At 58.9% G+C, this 14,833-nt stretch carries 14 protein-coding genes and 1 tRNA gene; all 15 read right to left on the bottom strand.

Annotated elements, in window-relative coordinates; genetic code table 11:
- Nucleotides 1-27: 27 nt before the first annotated feature.
- The 15 genes from CIK95_RS02535 to CIK95_RS02465 all read right to left on the bottom strand — a co-directional run bounded on the left by CIK95_RS02535 (nt 28) and on the right by CIK95_RS02465 (nt 14,649).
- On the bottom strand, nt 28-1,359 hold the full coding sequence (locus CIK95_RS02535; protein WP_254046398.1) for a serine hydrolase: 1,332 nt from the start codon (nt 1,357-1,359) through the stop codon (nt 28-30).
- A gap of 61 nt (nt 1,360-1,420) precedes the next feature.
- Nucleotides 1,421-2,044 (bottom strand): flavodoxin family protein, encoded by a 624-nt coding sequence (locus CIK95_RS02530; protein WP_094466174.1) that lies wholly within the window; start codon nt 2,042-2,044, stop codon nt 1,421-1,423.
- A 148-nt stretch (nt 2,045-2,192) separates the two neighbouring features.
- Nucleotides 2,193-2,594, bottom strand: a complete 402-nt coding sequence (locus CIK95_RS02525; RefSeq protein ID WP_094466173.1) for a helix-turn-helix domain-containing protein — start codon at nt 2,592-2,594, stop codon at nt 2,193-2,195.
- A 4-nt stretch (nt 2,595-2,598) separates the two neighbouring features.
- Entirely contained in the window at nt 2,599-2,973 is a 375-nt protein-coding gene (locus tag CIK95_RS02520) for a cupin domain-containing protein (RefSeq protein WP_094466172.1), read from the bottom strand.
- A 194-nt stretch (nt 2,974-3,167) separates the two neighbouring features.
- Nucleotides 3,168-4,058, bottom strand: coding sequence for an AraC family transcriptional regulator (locus CIK95_RS02515; RefSeq protein WP_094389003.1), 891 nt, complete (start codon nt 4,056-4,058; stop codon nt 3,168-3,170).
- Nucleotides 4,058-5,818: a 1-deoxy-D-xylulose-5-phosphate synthase gene (locus tag CIK95_RS02510; protein WP_094389004.1), complete on the bottom strand. Its 1,761-nt coding sequence runs from the start codon at nt 5,816-5,818 to the stop codon at nt 4,058-4,060. Before CIK95_RS02510 ends, CIK95_RS02515 begins: the two co-directional genes overlap by 1 nt.
- A 170-nt stretch (nt 5,819-5,988) precedes the next feature.
- Nucleotides 5,989-6,059, bottom strand: a tRNA-Gln gene (locus CIK95_RS02505).
- 488 nt (nt 6,060-6,547) lie between these two features.
- The gene (locus CIK95_RS02500; RefSeq protein WP_094466171.1) at nt 6,548-6,904 is read right to left on the bottom strand and encodes a DUF1893 domain-containing protein; all 357 of its coding nucleotides are present in this window, start codon (nt 6,902-6,904) and stop codon (nt 6,548-6,550) included.
- Between the two features lie 286 nt (nt 6,905-7,190).
- The gene (locus CIK95_RS02495; RefSeq protein ID WP_254046397.1) at nt 7,191-8,480 is read right to left on the bottom strand and encodes a phosphatase PAP2 family protein; all 1,290 of its coding nucleotides are present in this window, start codon (nt 8,478-8,480) and stop codon (nt 7,191-7,193) included.
- 200 nt (nt 8,481-8,680) lie between these two features.
- On the bottom strand, nt 8,681-9,490 hold the full coding sequence (locus tag CIK95_RS02490) for a DUF4886 domain-containing protein (RefSeq protein ID WP_094466170.1): 810 nt from the start codon (nt 9,488-9,490) through the stop codon (nt 8,681-8,683).
- A 1-nt stretch (nt 9,491) separates the two neighbouring features.
- Nucleotides 9,492-11,363: a 4-hydroxy-3-methylbut-2-en-1-yl diphosphate synthase gene (locus CIK95_RS02485; protein ID WP_094466169.1), complete on the bottom strand. Its 1,872-nt coding sequence runs from the start codon at nt 11,361-11,363 to the stop codon at nt 9,492-9,494.
- On the bottom strand, nt 11,344-11,853 hold the full coding sequence (gene purE, locus CIK95_RS02480; RefSeq protein WP_094386775.1) for a 5-(carboxyamino)imidazole ribonucleotide mutase: 510 nt from the start codon (nt 11,851-11,853) through the stop codon (nt 11,344-11,346). The genes CIK95_RS02485 and purE overlap by 20 nt, the downstream gene beginning before the upstream one ends.
- A gap of 25 nt (nt 11,854-11,878) precedes the next feature.
- Complete coding sequence (locus tag CIK95_RS02475; RefSeq protein WP_022310468.1) at nt 11,879-12,490, bottom strand: phosphatase PAP2 family protein; 612 nt, start codon at nt 12,488-12,490, stop codon at nt 11,879-11,881.
- A complete protein-coding gene (rpoN, locus tag CIK95_RS02470; protein WP_094466168.1) occupies nt 12,487-13,986 on the bottom strand; it encodes an RNA polymerase factor sigma-54 in 1,500 nt (499 codons plus the stop codon). Before rpoN ends, CIK95_RS02475 begins: the two co-directional genes overlap by 4 nt.
- A 15-nt stretch (nt 13,987-14,001) precedes the next feature.
- Nucleotides 14,002-14,649, bottom strand: coding sequence for a hypothetical protein (locus tag CIK95_RS02465; protein ID WP_094386773.1), 648 nt, complete (start codon nt 14,647-14,649; stop codon nt 14,002-14,004).
- Nucleotides 14,650-14,833: the final 184 nt, after the last annotated feature.

The raw sequence follows: 14,833 nt of genomic DNA, 5'->3' as shown, positions 1-14,833 counted from the left end.
ACAATATTTGCGGTTCTCTTTCTCATATTATTTTCTTGGTTCAAACAGATTGCGACGCGGGAAGGTGGGGCCGTACTTCTGTCGCAGCCGCTCAAAGAGCGCCATGGTGTCGTGGGAGAAGGCGTGGCCCTTCCAGGTACTGGTGTTGGTGATGAAGACCCAACATTCGCCGTCGGGATAGCGCAGCACAAGCGCACTGGTGCCCACGAGCGACCCCGTGCGCACCCAGGGACGATTGCGCGGGGTGCGGTTCCAGCCCAGCGAGTAGTCGTTGTCGGGCATCTCGCGCGTCATGTCGGCCACCGACTTGCTGCTGATGACGTCGGGCAATACCTTGCAGCCGTCTATCGCTGCCACAAGGCGGCAGAGTTCGGCTGCCGACCCGCACCAGGCACCCGCACCCGCCAGGCGGGGGATGTCGTTCTCGCCGTAGCACTTCTCGACCAGCCGCCCGCTGTTGTTGAATTCATAGGTGGGCTCGCAGGTCAGGTGCATATAGTATCGGCACTCGTTGGGACGGCGGTCCTTGTAGTAGTTGCCCGCGATGTGGAAGTCATAACACCCCGCAGGCTCCAGCACATGGCGCTGCATAAACTGCTCATAACTCATGCCCGAGCGGCGGGCTATAATCTCGGAGAGCAGCATATAGCCCAGATTGCTGTAATGACGGGCAGTGCCGGGGGTGAAGCCCAGACGCCGGCGCAGCACGATGCGGAGCAGCGTGCGATGGTCGGGAGGCGTGGCCAGACGGTTCTGCATCATGATATAACGTGTCGAGAACATCGGGTCACCGGCGTAGTTGGTGAAGCCGCCCTTGTGGCGCAGCAGGTCTTCGACGGTAATGTCAAAGTGGCGCTTGTCGCGGATGACGTTGGTATAGGCGGTGTCGGAGAGTATGCCTTTGGGACCGAACACGTGGTCGCTGAGGCGCAGTCGGCCCATGTCGCGCAGTTTCATTATGCCCACGGCGGTGACGAGTTTCGACACCGACGCCATGCGCATGATGTGGCTGGGCTGCATGGCCACTCCCTCGTCGGCCTTGCCAAACCCGCGGGCGTAGACGAGCGAGTCGTTGCGCGAGATGGCGAGCTGGGCACCGTTGATTTCCCATCGGCGCAGATAGCGGGCTATGACCGAGTCCATCTCTTCAAATTCGACACCGCCGGCATTCTCGTTGGTGAGATGCTCGTTGAGCCTGTATCTGCGGTCTACCAGCGTGTCGGCGTCCTTATGGTGGCTGCTGCACGAGCACGAGCATCGGCAGATGGCGGCGATGATGACTATGGTGATGGTGAGGCATCCGCCACAGGTAAGCCTTACCCGTGTGCGGTATTCTTTCCTTATCCTGTATTTCTTCATGTGTGATGACGGCGCTTTCATCCCCTCGCAGAGTCGTGGGGATGGCGTGAGGTCTGGTGGGTTATCTGATAAAACTCATCGGCTCCCAGTCCTCGCGTTCGGGGCGCAGGGTGGTGTCGGTGCCGTTGATTTTCTTCAGCAGCCAAGCCATGTTGTTGGCCAGCGTACGCATGGTCTGCATACCCTCGATGTCCATCTGCGACTCGCCGGCATCGCGTCCGTAGGCGATATTCCAGTACTGCGATGTCACGATGAGCATGTTGCACATCTGGAAGGGCATTAGCATGGTCTGGTAGGCTGCGGTGGCTCCGCCGCGACGGCAGCAGACCACAGCGGCGGCAGGCTTGTCCTTGAACATGGCGCCTCCGGCATAGAGCATGCGCTGCTGCAGACACAGCAGTTGGCCCGAGGGCTGGCCCCAATACACGGGCGAACCCACGATGATGGCGTCACACTGCTCCATCTTGCCGATGACCTCGTTGGTCACATCGTCGTCGAAGATGCAACGGTTGTCGCCCTGCTGCTTGCACTTGCCACAGGCTATGCAGCCGCGTACGGGGCGTGTGCCCACCCATACGATTTCGCTCTCGATGCCTTGCACTTTCAGTTGCCGGGCCACCTCGCACAGCGCGGTGTATGTATTGCCCTCCCGGCGGGGGCTTCCGTTGATTAGTAATACCTTCATCGTTGTCTTCCTTTATGGCTGCCGTGGCAGGCATGGACACAGCCCTTGCCGCCCGGCCCTTCCACCAGGTTATGTTTATAAGTAATGTGCTACAAAATTACGCAAAAAAATACGCAATCGTCAACGGCACGCCCAGATTTTTCTCAAATTATGCCATGGCTGTCTCCTTGCCCTCTCTGTGGCGAGTCCGGTCGCTGATGATGTCAGCCATATTCTCCTTGGCCCAGTCGATGAGGCTGTTGACCACGGGCAGAAACGACATGCTGCGCTCCGTGAGACTGTATTCTACCCTCGGCGGCACTTCGGCATAGACTTTACGGCTTACGAAGCCGTCTTCTTCGAGTATGCGAAGCGTCTGGGTGAGCGATTTCTGTGAGATGTCGGGCAGCAGACGCTGTAGTTGCTTAAAACGCAACGACCCCTTGTGCTGTAGAGTATACAGCACAAGGAGTGACCACTTGTCGCCCACACGCGCGAGTACGTTGCGGATGGGGCAGTCGGGGAATAGGGCGTCTCTTGTGTCTTGTAAGATTTCCTGTTCGTTTGCCATTATATTATTGTTTCGTATCGATGATGTTGGCATCGTCCATGAAGCTGGTGATAGGCTTGGCTTCATACTGGATGCACATCATGACCATGTCTTTGTCACTGTTGTTGCGCAAGGCTCTTACACCTGCGGGCGACACGCGGATGATGCTGCCTTCGCCCACATGGTTCTTCTCGCCGTCGACCTCGTATTCGCCTTCGCCCGAGATGATGAAATAGAGCTCTTCGTGGGTCTTGTGTGAATGGAAGAAGGGTGCATCCTCTCCGGCAGCCAGTCGCTGCAGTGAGCACTGGGCTCCGGTCAGCCCGAGTTCGTCGCCCAGGAATATCTTGCCTTCTACATTGTTCCAACCATTGAGGTTCTTGATTGCGTAATTTGCCATAATTCTACTTGTTTTGATGAATGATTACTGTTATTGTATCTTTGATGCTGCAAAGTTACTAACAGTCTCGTTGTCATGCAAGTAGGCACCTCCAGGTGGGCTGGTTACGCCAAGGTTACCAATGGCTGTATGAGCCGGTTACGTCGATGGCGTTAACATAGTTTAACCCGTCGCCCGGCTGTTGTCCTCTGCGCTTATGCCGACCGTCGGTATTCCGACGGAGTCTTGCCCGTCTGCGACTTGAAGAACCTCACGAAGTGCTGGGGGTACTCAAAGCCCAGTTCCTGGCTCACCTGGCTGATGCTGAGTTCCTCGTCGGCGAGCAGTTGTTTGGCGGCACGCAGCAGCCGGTCGTTGATGAAGTCGCGGGCAGTGCGTCCGGTCTCGGTCTTGACCAGTTCGCCGAAGTATTTGGTCGAGTAGCAGCACTTGTCGGCGAAGTATGCCACAGAGGGCAGCCCCTCCCGTCGTGCCTTGTCGGCTATATAGCGGTCCAGCAGGTCGGTGAACTTCTTCACCACGGTATGGTTGATTTCCTCGCGGGTGATAAACTGGCGGTCGTAGAAGCGCAGACAGTAGTTGAGCAGCAGTTCGATATTGCTCACTATCAGTTCGCGCGAGTGCTTGTCGATGCCACGCTCCAGTTCGTGCTGTATCATCGCGAGGACACCCCTGTAGATTTCTATTTCACCACACGAGAGATGCAGGGCTTCGTTGCTGGTGTAGTCGAAGAACTCGTAGCGCCCGATATTCTTGCCGAGCTGAGTGCGGTTGAGCAGGTCGGGGTGGAAGAGCAACGCTGTCCACTTGGGCACGGGCACCTCGGGGTTGGGCTCCACATGGATAGACTGGCCGGGGGCAAAACTGGTCACCGTCATTTCGTCGAAGTCGTACTCCGTACGGCCGTAGGACAGCCGGCAGCCCTTGTTCTCCTTCAGGAAGAGCGCGTAGAGACCGTAGTGACACATGTGCTCTTCGAGTTTCGCCTCGCGGTTAAATCTCACCACCGTCACCAGCGGATGCAGAGTCGGCACGCCGTAGTGGTCGTTGAACTCCTGAACCGTACTGAACCTTATCTCTTCCATTATCCTATCACTCTGACGATGTCTTCCACTATCTGCGTGTCGAGCAGACGGTTGTCGGCCATGAGCTGTTGCGCATCGTAGCGGTCGTAGAGCCCTTTCTTTACACCGCCCACCATCACCTTCATGTCTGAGGTGCCGTAGTATGCGGCGATGCGCTCTCCGAAACCGCCGTCACGGCATCCGTCTTCGAGGGTGACCACCAACCGGTGGTCGGGTTTCAGGCTGTCGAGCGTCTCGGCGTCTACCTCGTTCAGGTAGCGCGGGTTGACGAGTGTGGCGTCGATGCCCTGCTCTGCCAGCAGCGCTCTCACCGCCTCGCCCTTCTGGTAGAACGAGCCCGCGGCTATGATGGCCACCGTCGAGCCGCGATGTGCCACGCGGTACGATGCCCTGTAGCCATAGTCTTCATCGACCGGAGCGTCGCTATGCACCACTCCACCTGTGGGCACACGCAGGGCGATGGGCTTGCGGTCCTGACGGATGGCCCAGGCGAGCATGGCAAAGTATTCCTCGCAGGTGGTGGGAGCGAGATAGATGAGCCCCGGTATGCTGCAGAGCATCGGGATGTCGAAGAGGCAGATGTGGGTGATGTCGTTCATCGACCTTATGCCGCCGCCCATCACATTGATGACGGCGGGGTTGGCGTTGATGCAGAGGTCTTGGGCTATCTGGTCGTAGGTACGCTGGATAAAGGTGCTGTAGACCGTCCACACGGGATGCAGACCGCCCTTAGCCATGCCCGAAATCATCGCTGCAGCCTGTTCTTCGGCTATGCCCATGTCTATGTGCTGCTTGCCGGCCTCGCGGCGCTTCTCGGGCGTGAAGCCTCCTGCTGCCGGGGTGCCCGCAGTCACGGCGATGAGCGTGCTGTCGCGTTTCATCTCGCGCAGCATCCAGTCGCTGAAGAGCGCTTCATAGGTTTCCACGGCGGGAGCAGCCGGCCGGCTTCCGTCTTCACGGTTGAAGGGAGCGCCCCAGTGCCATGCCTCCTTGTTCTCGACGGCGGGGGCGAAGCCGTGACCCTTCTCGGTGTGTATGTGTACCACGGTGGGGCGGTCGGTGTCCTTGACGCTGGTAAAGACCTTGATGAGCTGCTCCACGTCATTGCCTTCCTCCAGATAGTGATAGTCGAAGCCCCATGCCTTGAACCAGTTGTGCTGGCACTCGCCGTGGCTCTCGCGCAGGGCACGCAGGTTCTTGTAGATACCACCATGGTTTTCGGCTATCGACATCTCGTTGTCGTTGACCACGATGATGATGCCGGTGCCGAGTTCGGAGGCTTCGTCGAGGCCTTCAAAGGCTTCGCCGCCCGAGAGCGACCCGTCGCCGATGATGGCTATGATGTTTTCGTGGGAGCCACGTATGTCGCGCGCCTTCTGCAGTCCGGTGGCCAGACTGATGGATGTAGAGGTGTGGCCCACCTCGAAGTTGTCGTACTCGGGGCACTCGGTGGGCGAGGAGTAGCCGCTGATGGCGTTCATGTCGTCGAGGTCGCCCAGGAATCCGGCGGCACGGCCCGTGAGCACCTTGTGGGGATAGCACTGGTGGCTCACGTCGAAGACAAACTTGTCTGCGGGTGCGTCAAACACGTAGTGCAGCGCCACGGTGGCCTCGACAAATCCGAGGTTGGGGCCTATGTGTCCGCCGTGCTTGCTCACACGGTTCAATACTGCTTCGCGGGTTTCCGAGGCTACGGTCTTGAGGGCCTCCAGGTCCAGCTGTTTCAAGTCGGCTGGCGACTTTATCTTCTCTATGTACATAATTGTAAAAAACGTGTTGATGGTCTACGGTGCAAAGTTACGCACTATAGGCACAGAAGGTCATACCCTGAAATCAGAGAAAATTACCATAATTCCGCTTTGTAGCGCGGCGTCGCTGTCTATAATGGCAGAAGCGTCGGAATCTCACGATATCCGACGCTTCATGCAAGTTGTTCTAGGCGGATTCGAACCACCACAAACAGAACCAAAACCTGTTGTGCTACCATTACACCATAGAACAATCTGGGATGCAAAATTACCAAATTAATTGGCAATAGCCAAATTTTGAGGCTGTTTTTTTAATTTTTCCTTACATTTTGCCCACCGTGGGCAGTGTCTCCGCTGCTTGCAACGGTGAGGCCGGGAGACGCCGAATGGGCAGCGGCGGGCAGGGTGACCACTCGCCTGTCCAAGGCGATGAACCGCAGCCGGTTGGAGACCCCCTTGGCGGTCGCGCTGGGTCACTTGGCTGGCTCGTAACGGAAGATACGTGGGCTCGTGACTTATGATACGCGGGCTCGTGCCGTAAGGTACGTAGGCTCGTGACTTATGATACGAACCGGCAGAGGTCATCAGCAGCTTTACAGGGGTCATCAGCAGCTTTACAGGGGTCATCAGCAGCTCGCCAGAGGTGGTCAGCAGACTTGCAGAGGTGGTCAGCAGACTTGCAGAGATGGTCAGCAGACTTGCGGGGGTGGCTGCGGGCTGCGCGGGGGTGGTGGCGGCGGGTCAGCGATTGTCGTCGAGCGTCTCGCCCATACGCTCCCATATCTTGAGAAAGTCGTGGTGGCTCACCTTGTGTACCGCCGTGACCTTGATGCCGGCGGCGTGGAGCGTGTCGTAAGCCTGCTCGCTGATGTAGTCGGCATAGACCTCTACCACTCCGCCCTCCTTCATGGCTTGGGCGGCGGTGTGTCCGGCAGCGGCTACTGCCACTTTGGCGTCGAGCAGCAGCTCGGGCTCATTGTCAAGGATGTGATACAGTGTGCGCACGCCGTGACCCTCATAGGTCGCCACGCGACCCTCATGAAGGATGACAAGCGACAGGTGGTCGGCATGCAGTCTGTCTATAAGTTGGTTCATCATAGGGCAGTTTCCTTTCTTCTTTAGGGTTAATAGTGCCGAGCAGACAAAACATATCGGCTTCTTTTGCAAAAATAAGAAGAAAAAACGATACTGCCCTCGTCTTTGGGCAAAAAGTTGCGAATAATTTTTGCCCCATCGGTTGCCGGTGCAGGGGATGGGGCTGGTGGCGTCGCGACGGGCGTTGGGGCTGTGGCGACGGGTACCGGGGCTGTCGCGCAGGGCGTTGGGGCTGTCGTGCAGGGCGCGTGGGTTGTCGCACAGGGCGTTGTGGCTGTGGTGACGGTGGTCAGAGCGCTACGGCAAACGACAGTCCGGCTGCCAGGGTGCTCATCCACTCGCGCGAACCGCGGCTGTGGGAGGGCAGCAGGTTGTAGTCGACGAAGAAACGGGCGTTGTAATGGTCGGTGGCGCGGTAGGTGGCTGAGACGCCGGTTCCGAAGGTGGCGCTGTCGCGGGTGCCTATGTTCATGCTCTTGAGTCTGAGCCGCGGGTAGTGTACATAGCCCGCCAGCGCCTTGGTGCCTATCTGCCAGCGCGGGGTGAGGGGCAGCGAGAAGTAGGCTCCGGCATAGCCCGAGACGGCATCGAAGGTGTGGTCTTCTGCCACGTTGCCGTCGGTGATAATCTGGGTGTTGGTCACGGTGACGCGTCCGCCCACGCCCACATAGGGTGTGAAGAAGTAGGCACCCTCGACGCCTGCGGTCGAGCCTGCCGAGGTGCGGAACTCGTGCTGCTCGTCGATGTCGTACTTGCTCAGCGGTATGTTCATGCCCACGTAGATGCCGAGGAACGATGGGCGTCGCATCATGTCGAGGGTATAGGCTGTGGAGTGGTGGGTGATGCCGTGGTCGCGGAAGAGGCGGTCGGCCACCCAGTAGCCCAGTTCGGTAGAGATGATGCCGATGCCTGCGCCAGTGAGGACGTCGCTCAGCCAGTGCTTGTTGTTGACCACGCGCATGAGTCCGGTGGTGGTAGCCACCGAGTAGGCTCCGATGCCCACCCACGGGCTCAGATGGCCGTACTCCTTGCTGAGCATGGTTGCGGTCATGAAGGCTGTGGCGGTGTGGCCCGAGGGGAAGGAGTGGTTGTCGCTGCCGTCGGGGCGCTCTACCTTGGACGTGAGTTTGATGCTCTCGACCACGCTGCCCATGATGACCGCCGAGAGTGCGCCCGACGCTATCATGCGGCCCCACGAACTGCGGCTCTCTACGCCGGCGGTCTTGAGGCCTATCATCACCAGACCCGGCAGAAACTGCATGCCGTCGTCTACATGGTTGCGATACTCGGGCAGATAGTCATGGCGCAGTCCGCGGAAGTGGGCATCCTGGCCCTTGACCAGCAGTCCGGCTGCCACGAGGGGCACTCCGATGTAGGTCATCTGGTAGAGTCGGGTCGAGGTGAGGCGGTCTATGCGTGGCATGGGCTGCGCGGTGGAGTCGGGGGCAGTGAGGGTAAGAGCCGGGGTGGCGGCGAGGGTGTCGGGGACGGTCTGGGCAGAGGCTTGGGCGGCTGCCATGAGTGCCACGAGTACAACAAGAGTCCTCAGACGGAGGACCAGAGAGCGATGCTGCATCATACGGGTTATGATCCTAAATGTTGTCTTTCTATAATAACGCCGGATGAGGCTATATATTATAATAAGGTGTGGGTTTCTTTCTGCAGCGGTAGGGAAGGCAGGCGCGGCGGTGGCTGTGGCGGATAAAAAAGCGGTGGAAACAGGCCCTGCTGTCAGGGACACTGTCTCCACCTATGGAACCAAAGGTAAAATGGTCGGTATCAGCGCTTGATGTCGCGCATAGCCTGATGAGCCATCTTCTGGCAGAGCAGAGCCGTCTGGGCATCGACGCTCTCAGGATGATAAGAGTTGCCTACCACCTTGCGGCCGGTAAGAAATTCGCACCAGGTGCAGGCTGCGGTGTAGCGTCCATAAGCCTTGTTGAGGTGGAAGCCGTCGCGGCAGAGCACATCGCCCATCTTGCCGCGCGCCTTCTGCACCGACATGCCCACAGGGATGATGCGGCTTATGCCCACGCGAGGCAGCTGGTCGGCCATGGTAAGGCAGATGTTGTTGTACATCAACTGCTGGTCGTTGCGGTAGAACCGGAATGCGTGGTGGTGGCTGTCTTTGGCGTAGGCCCAGGTCATGTGCCATACTATCTCGACCTGCTTGTTGGGGCAGATGGCGAGCACGTGGTCCTTGAGCCGCTGCAGATTGGCGTAGGTGTAGGGCAGCCCCGAGAAGTGGCTGGCCTGCTGGAGCGAGATGATGTCCCACTGTTCGTCGGCGATGATGTCGTCGAGCGCCACGTGGTGGCGTGTCACGGTCTTGCCTCCGACAATCTTGCGGTAACGATACTCGGGCTTTCCGGTCTGTGCGTTGCTCCAGTGGCGGTCTATCGAGCAGCCGCCGATATAGGCGTTGCCGATGACCAGACTGTCGCCTTGGGCGGCAGCCAACTCGTAGAGGTACTGCTCAATGGCGTCCTCGGAGAAGCTGTTGCCGATGGCGAGCACCTTGATCACTCGGGCTGCGTCGGCAGAGACTACGGCCATCAACAGAAGGATGGCCCAGATCAGACGTTTCATGCTATTCTTGATTTTGGTTGTTAAGTTGGTCTTTGCGAATGAGAGCGAGCAGATGGTCGACAGCCTGCTCCTCGGGTATGTTTTTCTCGACACACTCCTGGCGTCGGTAGAGCGACACGCGGTTGACGCCGGCTCCTACATATCCGTAGTCGGCATCGGCCATCTCTCCGGGTCCGTTGACGATGCAGCCCATGATGCCAATCTTGAGCCCCTTCATGTCGCGGGTGGCCTCCTTGATGCGGGCTATGGTGGCGCGCAGGTCGTAGAGGGTGCGCCCGCAGCCCGGGCAGGAGATATACTCGGTCTTGCTGACGCGCAGACGCGCAGCCTGGAGTATGGCAAAGGCGGTGGCGGCAATGTCGTCGGCGGCGATGGAGCCCTCGTTCATGAGCCAGAGTCCGTCGGTGAGTCCGTCAATCATGAGCGCGCCCATGTCGGCAGCGGCGGCGAGCTGGAAGGCAGCCTTGTCGTCGGTGTGGTACATCTGGGCGAAGACTACAGGATTGGTGACTCCGGCGGCCATCATCTCATGCACCAGCGCACGCTGGTCGCCGGTGGGGTTGGCATGGTGGGTCATAGCCACGACGACCACCTCGGGATGGGCCTTGAGGCAGGCGATATACTCGTCGGCGGGGGTGCCATACTGGAGCACGAGAAACTTGACCCGGCTCGTGTCCATGCCGATGAAGGGCATGGCCTGGGTGGGGTATATGGGGCAGACGCGCTCCAGACCTGCCTCGCGCAGGGCGGGCAGGGCGTTGAAGTCGGCGATGTACATCTGCTCGGGGTCTACCTGCCCGGGCATGGTGCTGCCGATGTAGATGTAGTCGGGGCGCTGGTCGGCGTCGGCAGACTGGGGCACCACGCTGGTGATGACCACGGGCACATGGGCGGCGCCGACATTGGCAGCAGCCACGGTGGTGCGGCGCGACGGGTGGAGCCAGTCGAAGCCAGGAGCCTCGGCAGCGGGGATGAGGCGGTGGCCGGCGCGGGCGGTGAAGTGGTCGACCAGCTCTCGGGCCACGGGTATCTCAGCCTCGGGCTCCTCGGAGAGCGACACGCGGATGGTGTCGCCGATGCCGTCGGCAAGGAGGGCTCCGATGCCCACGGCACTCTTGATGCGGCCGTCCTCGCCCTCACCCGCCTCGGTCACTCCGAGGTGGAGAGGGTAGTGCATGTCTTCGCGGTCGAGCTGTGCCACGAGCAGTCGCACAGACTGGACCATCACCACGGTGTTGGACGCCTTGATGGAGATGACCACGTCGTCGAAGTGCTCCCTCTTGCAGATGCGCAAGAACTCCATACAACTCTCGACGATACCCTCGGGCGTGTCGCCGTAGCGGTTGCGTATGCGGTCGCTCAACGAACCGTGGTTGACGCCGATGCGTATGGCTGTGTGGTGCTCCCGGCAGATGTTGAGGAAGGGCACGAAGCGGTCTTCTATCTTCTGCAGCTCCTGGGCGTACTCCTCGTCGGTGTACTCCTGATGCACAAACTTGCGGGCCGGGTCGACGTAGTTGCCGGGGTTGATGCGCACCTTCTCGGCATAGAGCGCGGCGACGTCGGCTACATGCGGGTTGAAGTGGATGTCGGCCACGAGCGGCGTCTTGTAGCCGTCGGCGCGTATGCCGGCATTGATGTTCTTGAGGTTCTCGGCTTCGCGCGAGCCTTGTGTGGTAAGACGCACCAGCTCTCCGCCTGCCTCGATGATGCGCTCGGCCTGAGCTACGCTGGAAGCGGTGTCATTGGTGTTGGTGGTGGTCATCGACTGGATGCGGATAGGGTTGTCGCCTCCCATGTCGATGGAACCTATGTGTACCACTGACGACTGGCGTCGGCGGTAGTTGAACAAATCAGTTGCACTTGTACTCATAGTCCTTGATTTCTGCCAGTTCCTTATTGGCCTTCTCTATCTTGGCGCCGAGTCCGGCTTTCCAGTCGGCCACGACCTGTGCCACGCGCTCGTCGCTGAGAGCAATCATCTCGGCGGCAAGTATGGCAGCGTTCTGTGCGGCATTGACTCCTACTGTGGCCACGGGTATGCCTGGGGGCATCTGGATAATGCTCAGCATGGCATCGAGTCCGTCGAGCATGCCCTTGATGGGCACTCCGATGACGGGCAGAGTGGTCGAGGCGGCAATCACTCCGGGCAGGGCTGCCGCCATGCCTGCTGCAGCGATGATGACGCGTATGCCCCGCTCCTTGGCTCCGCGTGCGAATGCCTCTACGGCGTCGGGGGTGCGATGTGCCGAGAGCGCGTTGACCTCAAAGGGAATCTCATGGTCGTTGAGCCACTTGCAGGCTTTCTCCATTACGGGCAGGTCGCTGGTGCTGCCCATGATAATGCTAATGATTGGTTTCATAATATGTATGTTTATGATATGCAGTTCAGATGATAACAATAAAGCCGATTAACAGTCCGATGCCATAGCCGGCAAGCACCTGTCCGAGGGTGTGCTGGTGGAGGATGATGCGGCTGGAGCCCACCATGCCCGAGACGAGCAGGGTGAAGCAGAGCCACCACACGGGGTTGAAGGCAAAGAGCATCGAGAACGCCATGAGCGCTCCCGTGACGCCACCGATGGCGGCGGTATGGGTGGAAATCTTCCACCACACGTTGACGATGGCGCACACTATCTGGATGAGCAGTGCCGCCATGAGGATGCGCGCCATAAAGCTGGGGATGCGCAGCCGCGTCATGAGGTAATAGCAGGCGAAGTAGCAGAAGATGGAAACGGCGTAGGGCACCATGCGGCGCTCCTTGACGCCTATCTGCAGCGGCGTCCAGCCCTGATAACGGTGGTAGAGGTGGATGAGCAGCGTGGGCACGAGAATGGTAAACAGATAGACCATGCCCAGTACCAGCAGTTTGTATGCCCAGGGGAGTAGCCCGAGATAACTGAAAACAAACAGGGCTACCAGTCCCACGATGGGAAGGTAGAAAGGAGTGAAGATGGCGCTCATCACGCGCGCCGCAATGATTATCTTTTTCGTGTTCATCGTCTAAGTCGTGCTACGGGAATGCCCAGTCGGTCTCTGTATTTGGCTATGGTGCGCCGCGCCACGGGAAATCCCAGTTCCTTCATCTTCTCTGCCAGTGTGTCGTCGCTCAACGGGGCGCGCTTGTCTTCCTTGTCGATGAGCTCCTGCAGCGCCACGAGCAGCCGGCGGGTGGATGTCTTCTTGCCATTGCTGCCCACATAGCCGTCGGAGAAGAAGAACTTGAGCGGGTGGATGCCCCACTGGGTCTGCATGTACTTGGCGTTGGCCACGCGGGAGACGGTAGAGATATCGAGACCGGTGACGGTGGCGATATCCTTGAGTATCATGGGTCGCAGGTCGCTCTCGTCGCCGTCGAGGAAATACTGTCGCTGCCAGTCGATGATGGCTTGGGTCACCAGAGTGAGCGTCTGGCGCCGCTGCTCTACTGCGCGGATAAATCCGCGTGCCTTGTCTATCTTCTCTTTGGCAAAGAGAATGGCCTCTTTGGCGTTGCGGTTGAGTCCGTCCTTGTTGCGCTTGTAGGTATCGACCATGTCGAGAAACTCCTGGCTCACGCAGAGCTGCGGGATGTCGCCGTCGTTAAAGGTGAAGCTGATGTGCCCGTCGTCAGAGGTTTCGACGATGATGTCGGGGGTTATCTGCTGCCACTTGCCGTTGGCAGTGCCGTCGTAGGCCACGCCGGGCTTGGGGTTGAGCTTGGACAACTGGGCGCGTAGGGCTTCGGCCTGGACGTCGCTGAGTTGCAGACTCTGCTGTATCTTGTCCCACTGGTTGTGGGTGAAGGCTCTGTAGTACTGTGTGATGACGCGCCGCATGAGCTGCTTGGTCTGCGACTCTTCGCGGCGGTTGATCTGGATGAGCAGACACTCCTGCAGCGAGCGTGCGCCTACGCCAGCAGGGTCGAAAGTCTGCAGAATGGCGAGCATACGTTCAATCTCGCTCTCGGCAACGTCGATATTGTTGTAGATGGCGAGCTCGTCGCAGATGGTGCTGATATCCTTGTGGAGCAGTCCGTCGGACTCGAGCGAGCCGATGAGGTATTCGAGTATGGCGCGCTCGGTATCGGTGAGCTGTAGCTCCATCATCTGCTCCTTGAGTTGGTCGTAGAACGAGGGGATGTCGGCTTCGTACTGTGCAGGTTCGGCAGAGGCTGTGCCCTGGTGGTATCCGTCGGCGGGCGAGACCTCGTCGTCGTTGTCGCCCAACTGCTCGAGGGCGCTGTCGAGGGCGTCTTTGCGCTCCTGACGCTCGTTCTGCTCGTCAAAGGTCTCTGCGGTGTCGTCGTTGTCGAGCTGGTTGTCGCTATGGGTCAGGTCGTCGGCGTCGTCGACACGCTCGAGGGCGGGGTTGTCGTTGAGCTCGGTGTTGACGTGCTCTGCCATTTCGGCAGCGGGCATCTCAAGCATCTTGACCAGCATCATCTGCTGCTGGGTGAGACGCTGCTGCTGGATGAGGCGCTGCTGCTGTTCCTGTATTAAACGTTGCTCGTTCATAACCTGAAGTCTGACTTACTTGAAATAGTCCTTCACCTGTGCGGCAAAGGACGCAAGAGGGTTGGGGTCGTCGTTGCCGAAGCGGTTCCATATCGCCTTGCACGCCTCGTAGAGCGCGCCTTCGGTATCGGTAGTTCTATTAAGGTAGGGGTCAAATCCCTGGAATATATCCATCACCTGGCATACCTCGGCGGGGGTGATGCCGATGAGCTGTGCCAGCTCGACGATCTCGGGCGTCTCGGGCACCATGGTGATGGGCACCAGCCTGAAGTAGAGGTCGAGCACCAGCACCAGCGCGAGGGGAATAAGGGTAGTGCCGTCGATGGGCTTGAAGTCGTTCTCCCACGACATGCCGCTCACCTCGACGCCCTGATAGAACTCGCTGGCAAGCCCGAATCCATTCATGCGCCGCAGCAGGTTGACCTCCTTGCGCAACCGAGCGGGGTGGGTTGCGTACTTGTCCCAAAGCTGCTGGATGACCGGGGCGTCAATCTGACGCAGGCGGAACATCTGGGCGCGCAGCACGCGTGGCTCGATATGCAGCTCGAGGGCCAACTGCACCAATCCACGTGAATATAGCGCCTTTACACCTACGGGTTTGCGCAGGTAGAGCTGCATCAGCAGCAACCAGTAGTCGTCCGACCAAGATACATTCTTTGCCATATACCTTATGATTATAAGTGCAAAGTTAGTGTAAACCGCAGAGAAATACAAAATAAAACCCGTTTATTTTCTCTCTTGTTGCGCTGTCGTCGTCATGATGGTTGGCGCGATGGAGATTGCCCCCAGGTGTGAAATCGAGAAAGAAACGGCCCGTGGGGGAAAAAATGGAGCAGATTGTTTTGTA

Source organism: Prevotella sp. P5-108 (assembly GCF_002251385.1).
In the GTDB taxonomy this organism is placed as follows: domain Bacteria; phylum Bacteroidota; class Bacteroidia; order Bacteroidales; family Bacteroidaceae; genus Prevotella.
This window is presented reverse-complemented; position numbering and strand designations above follow the sequence as displayed.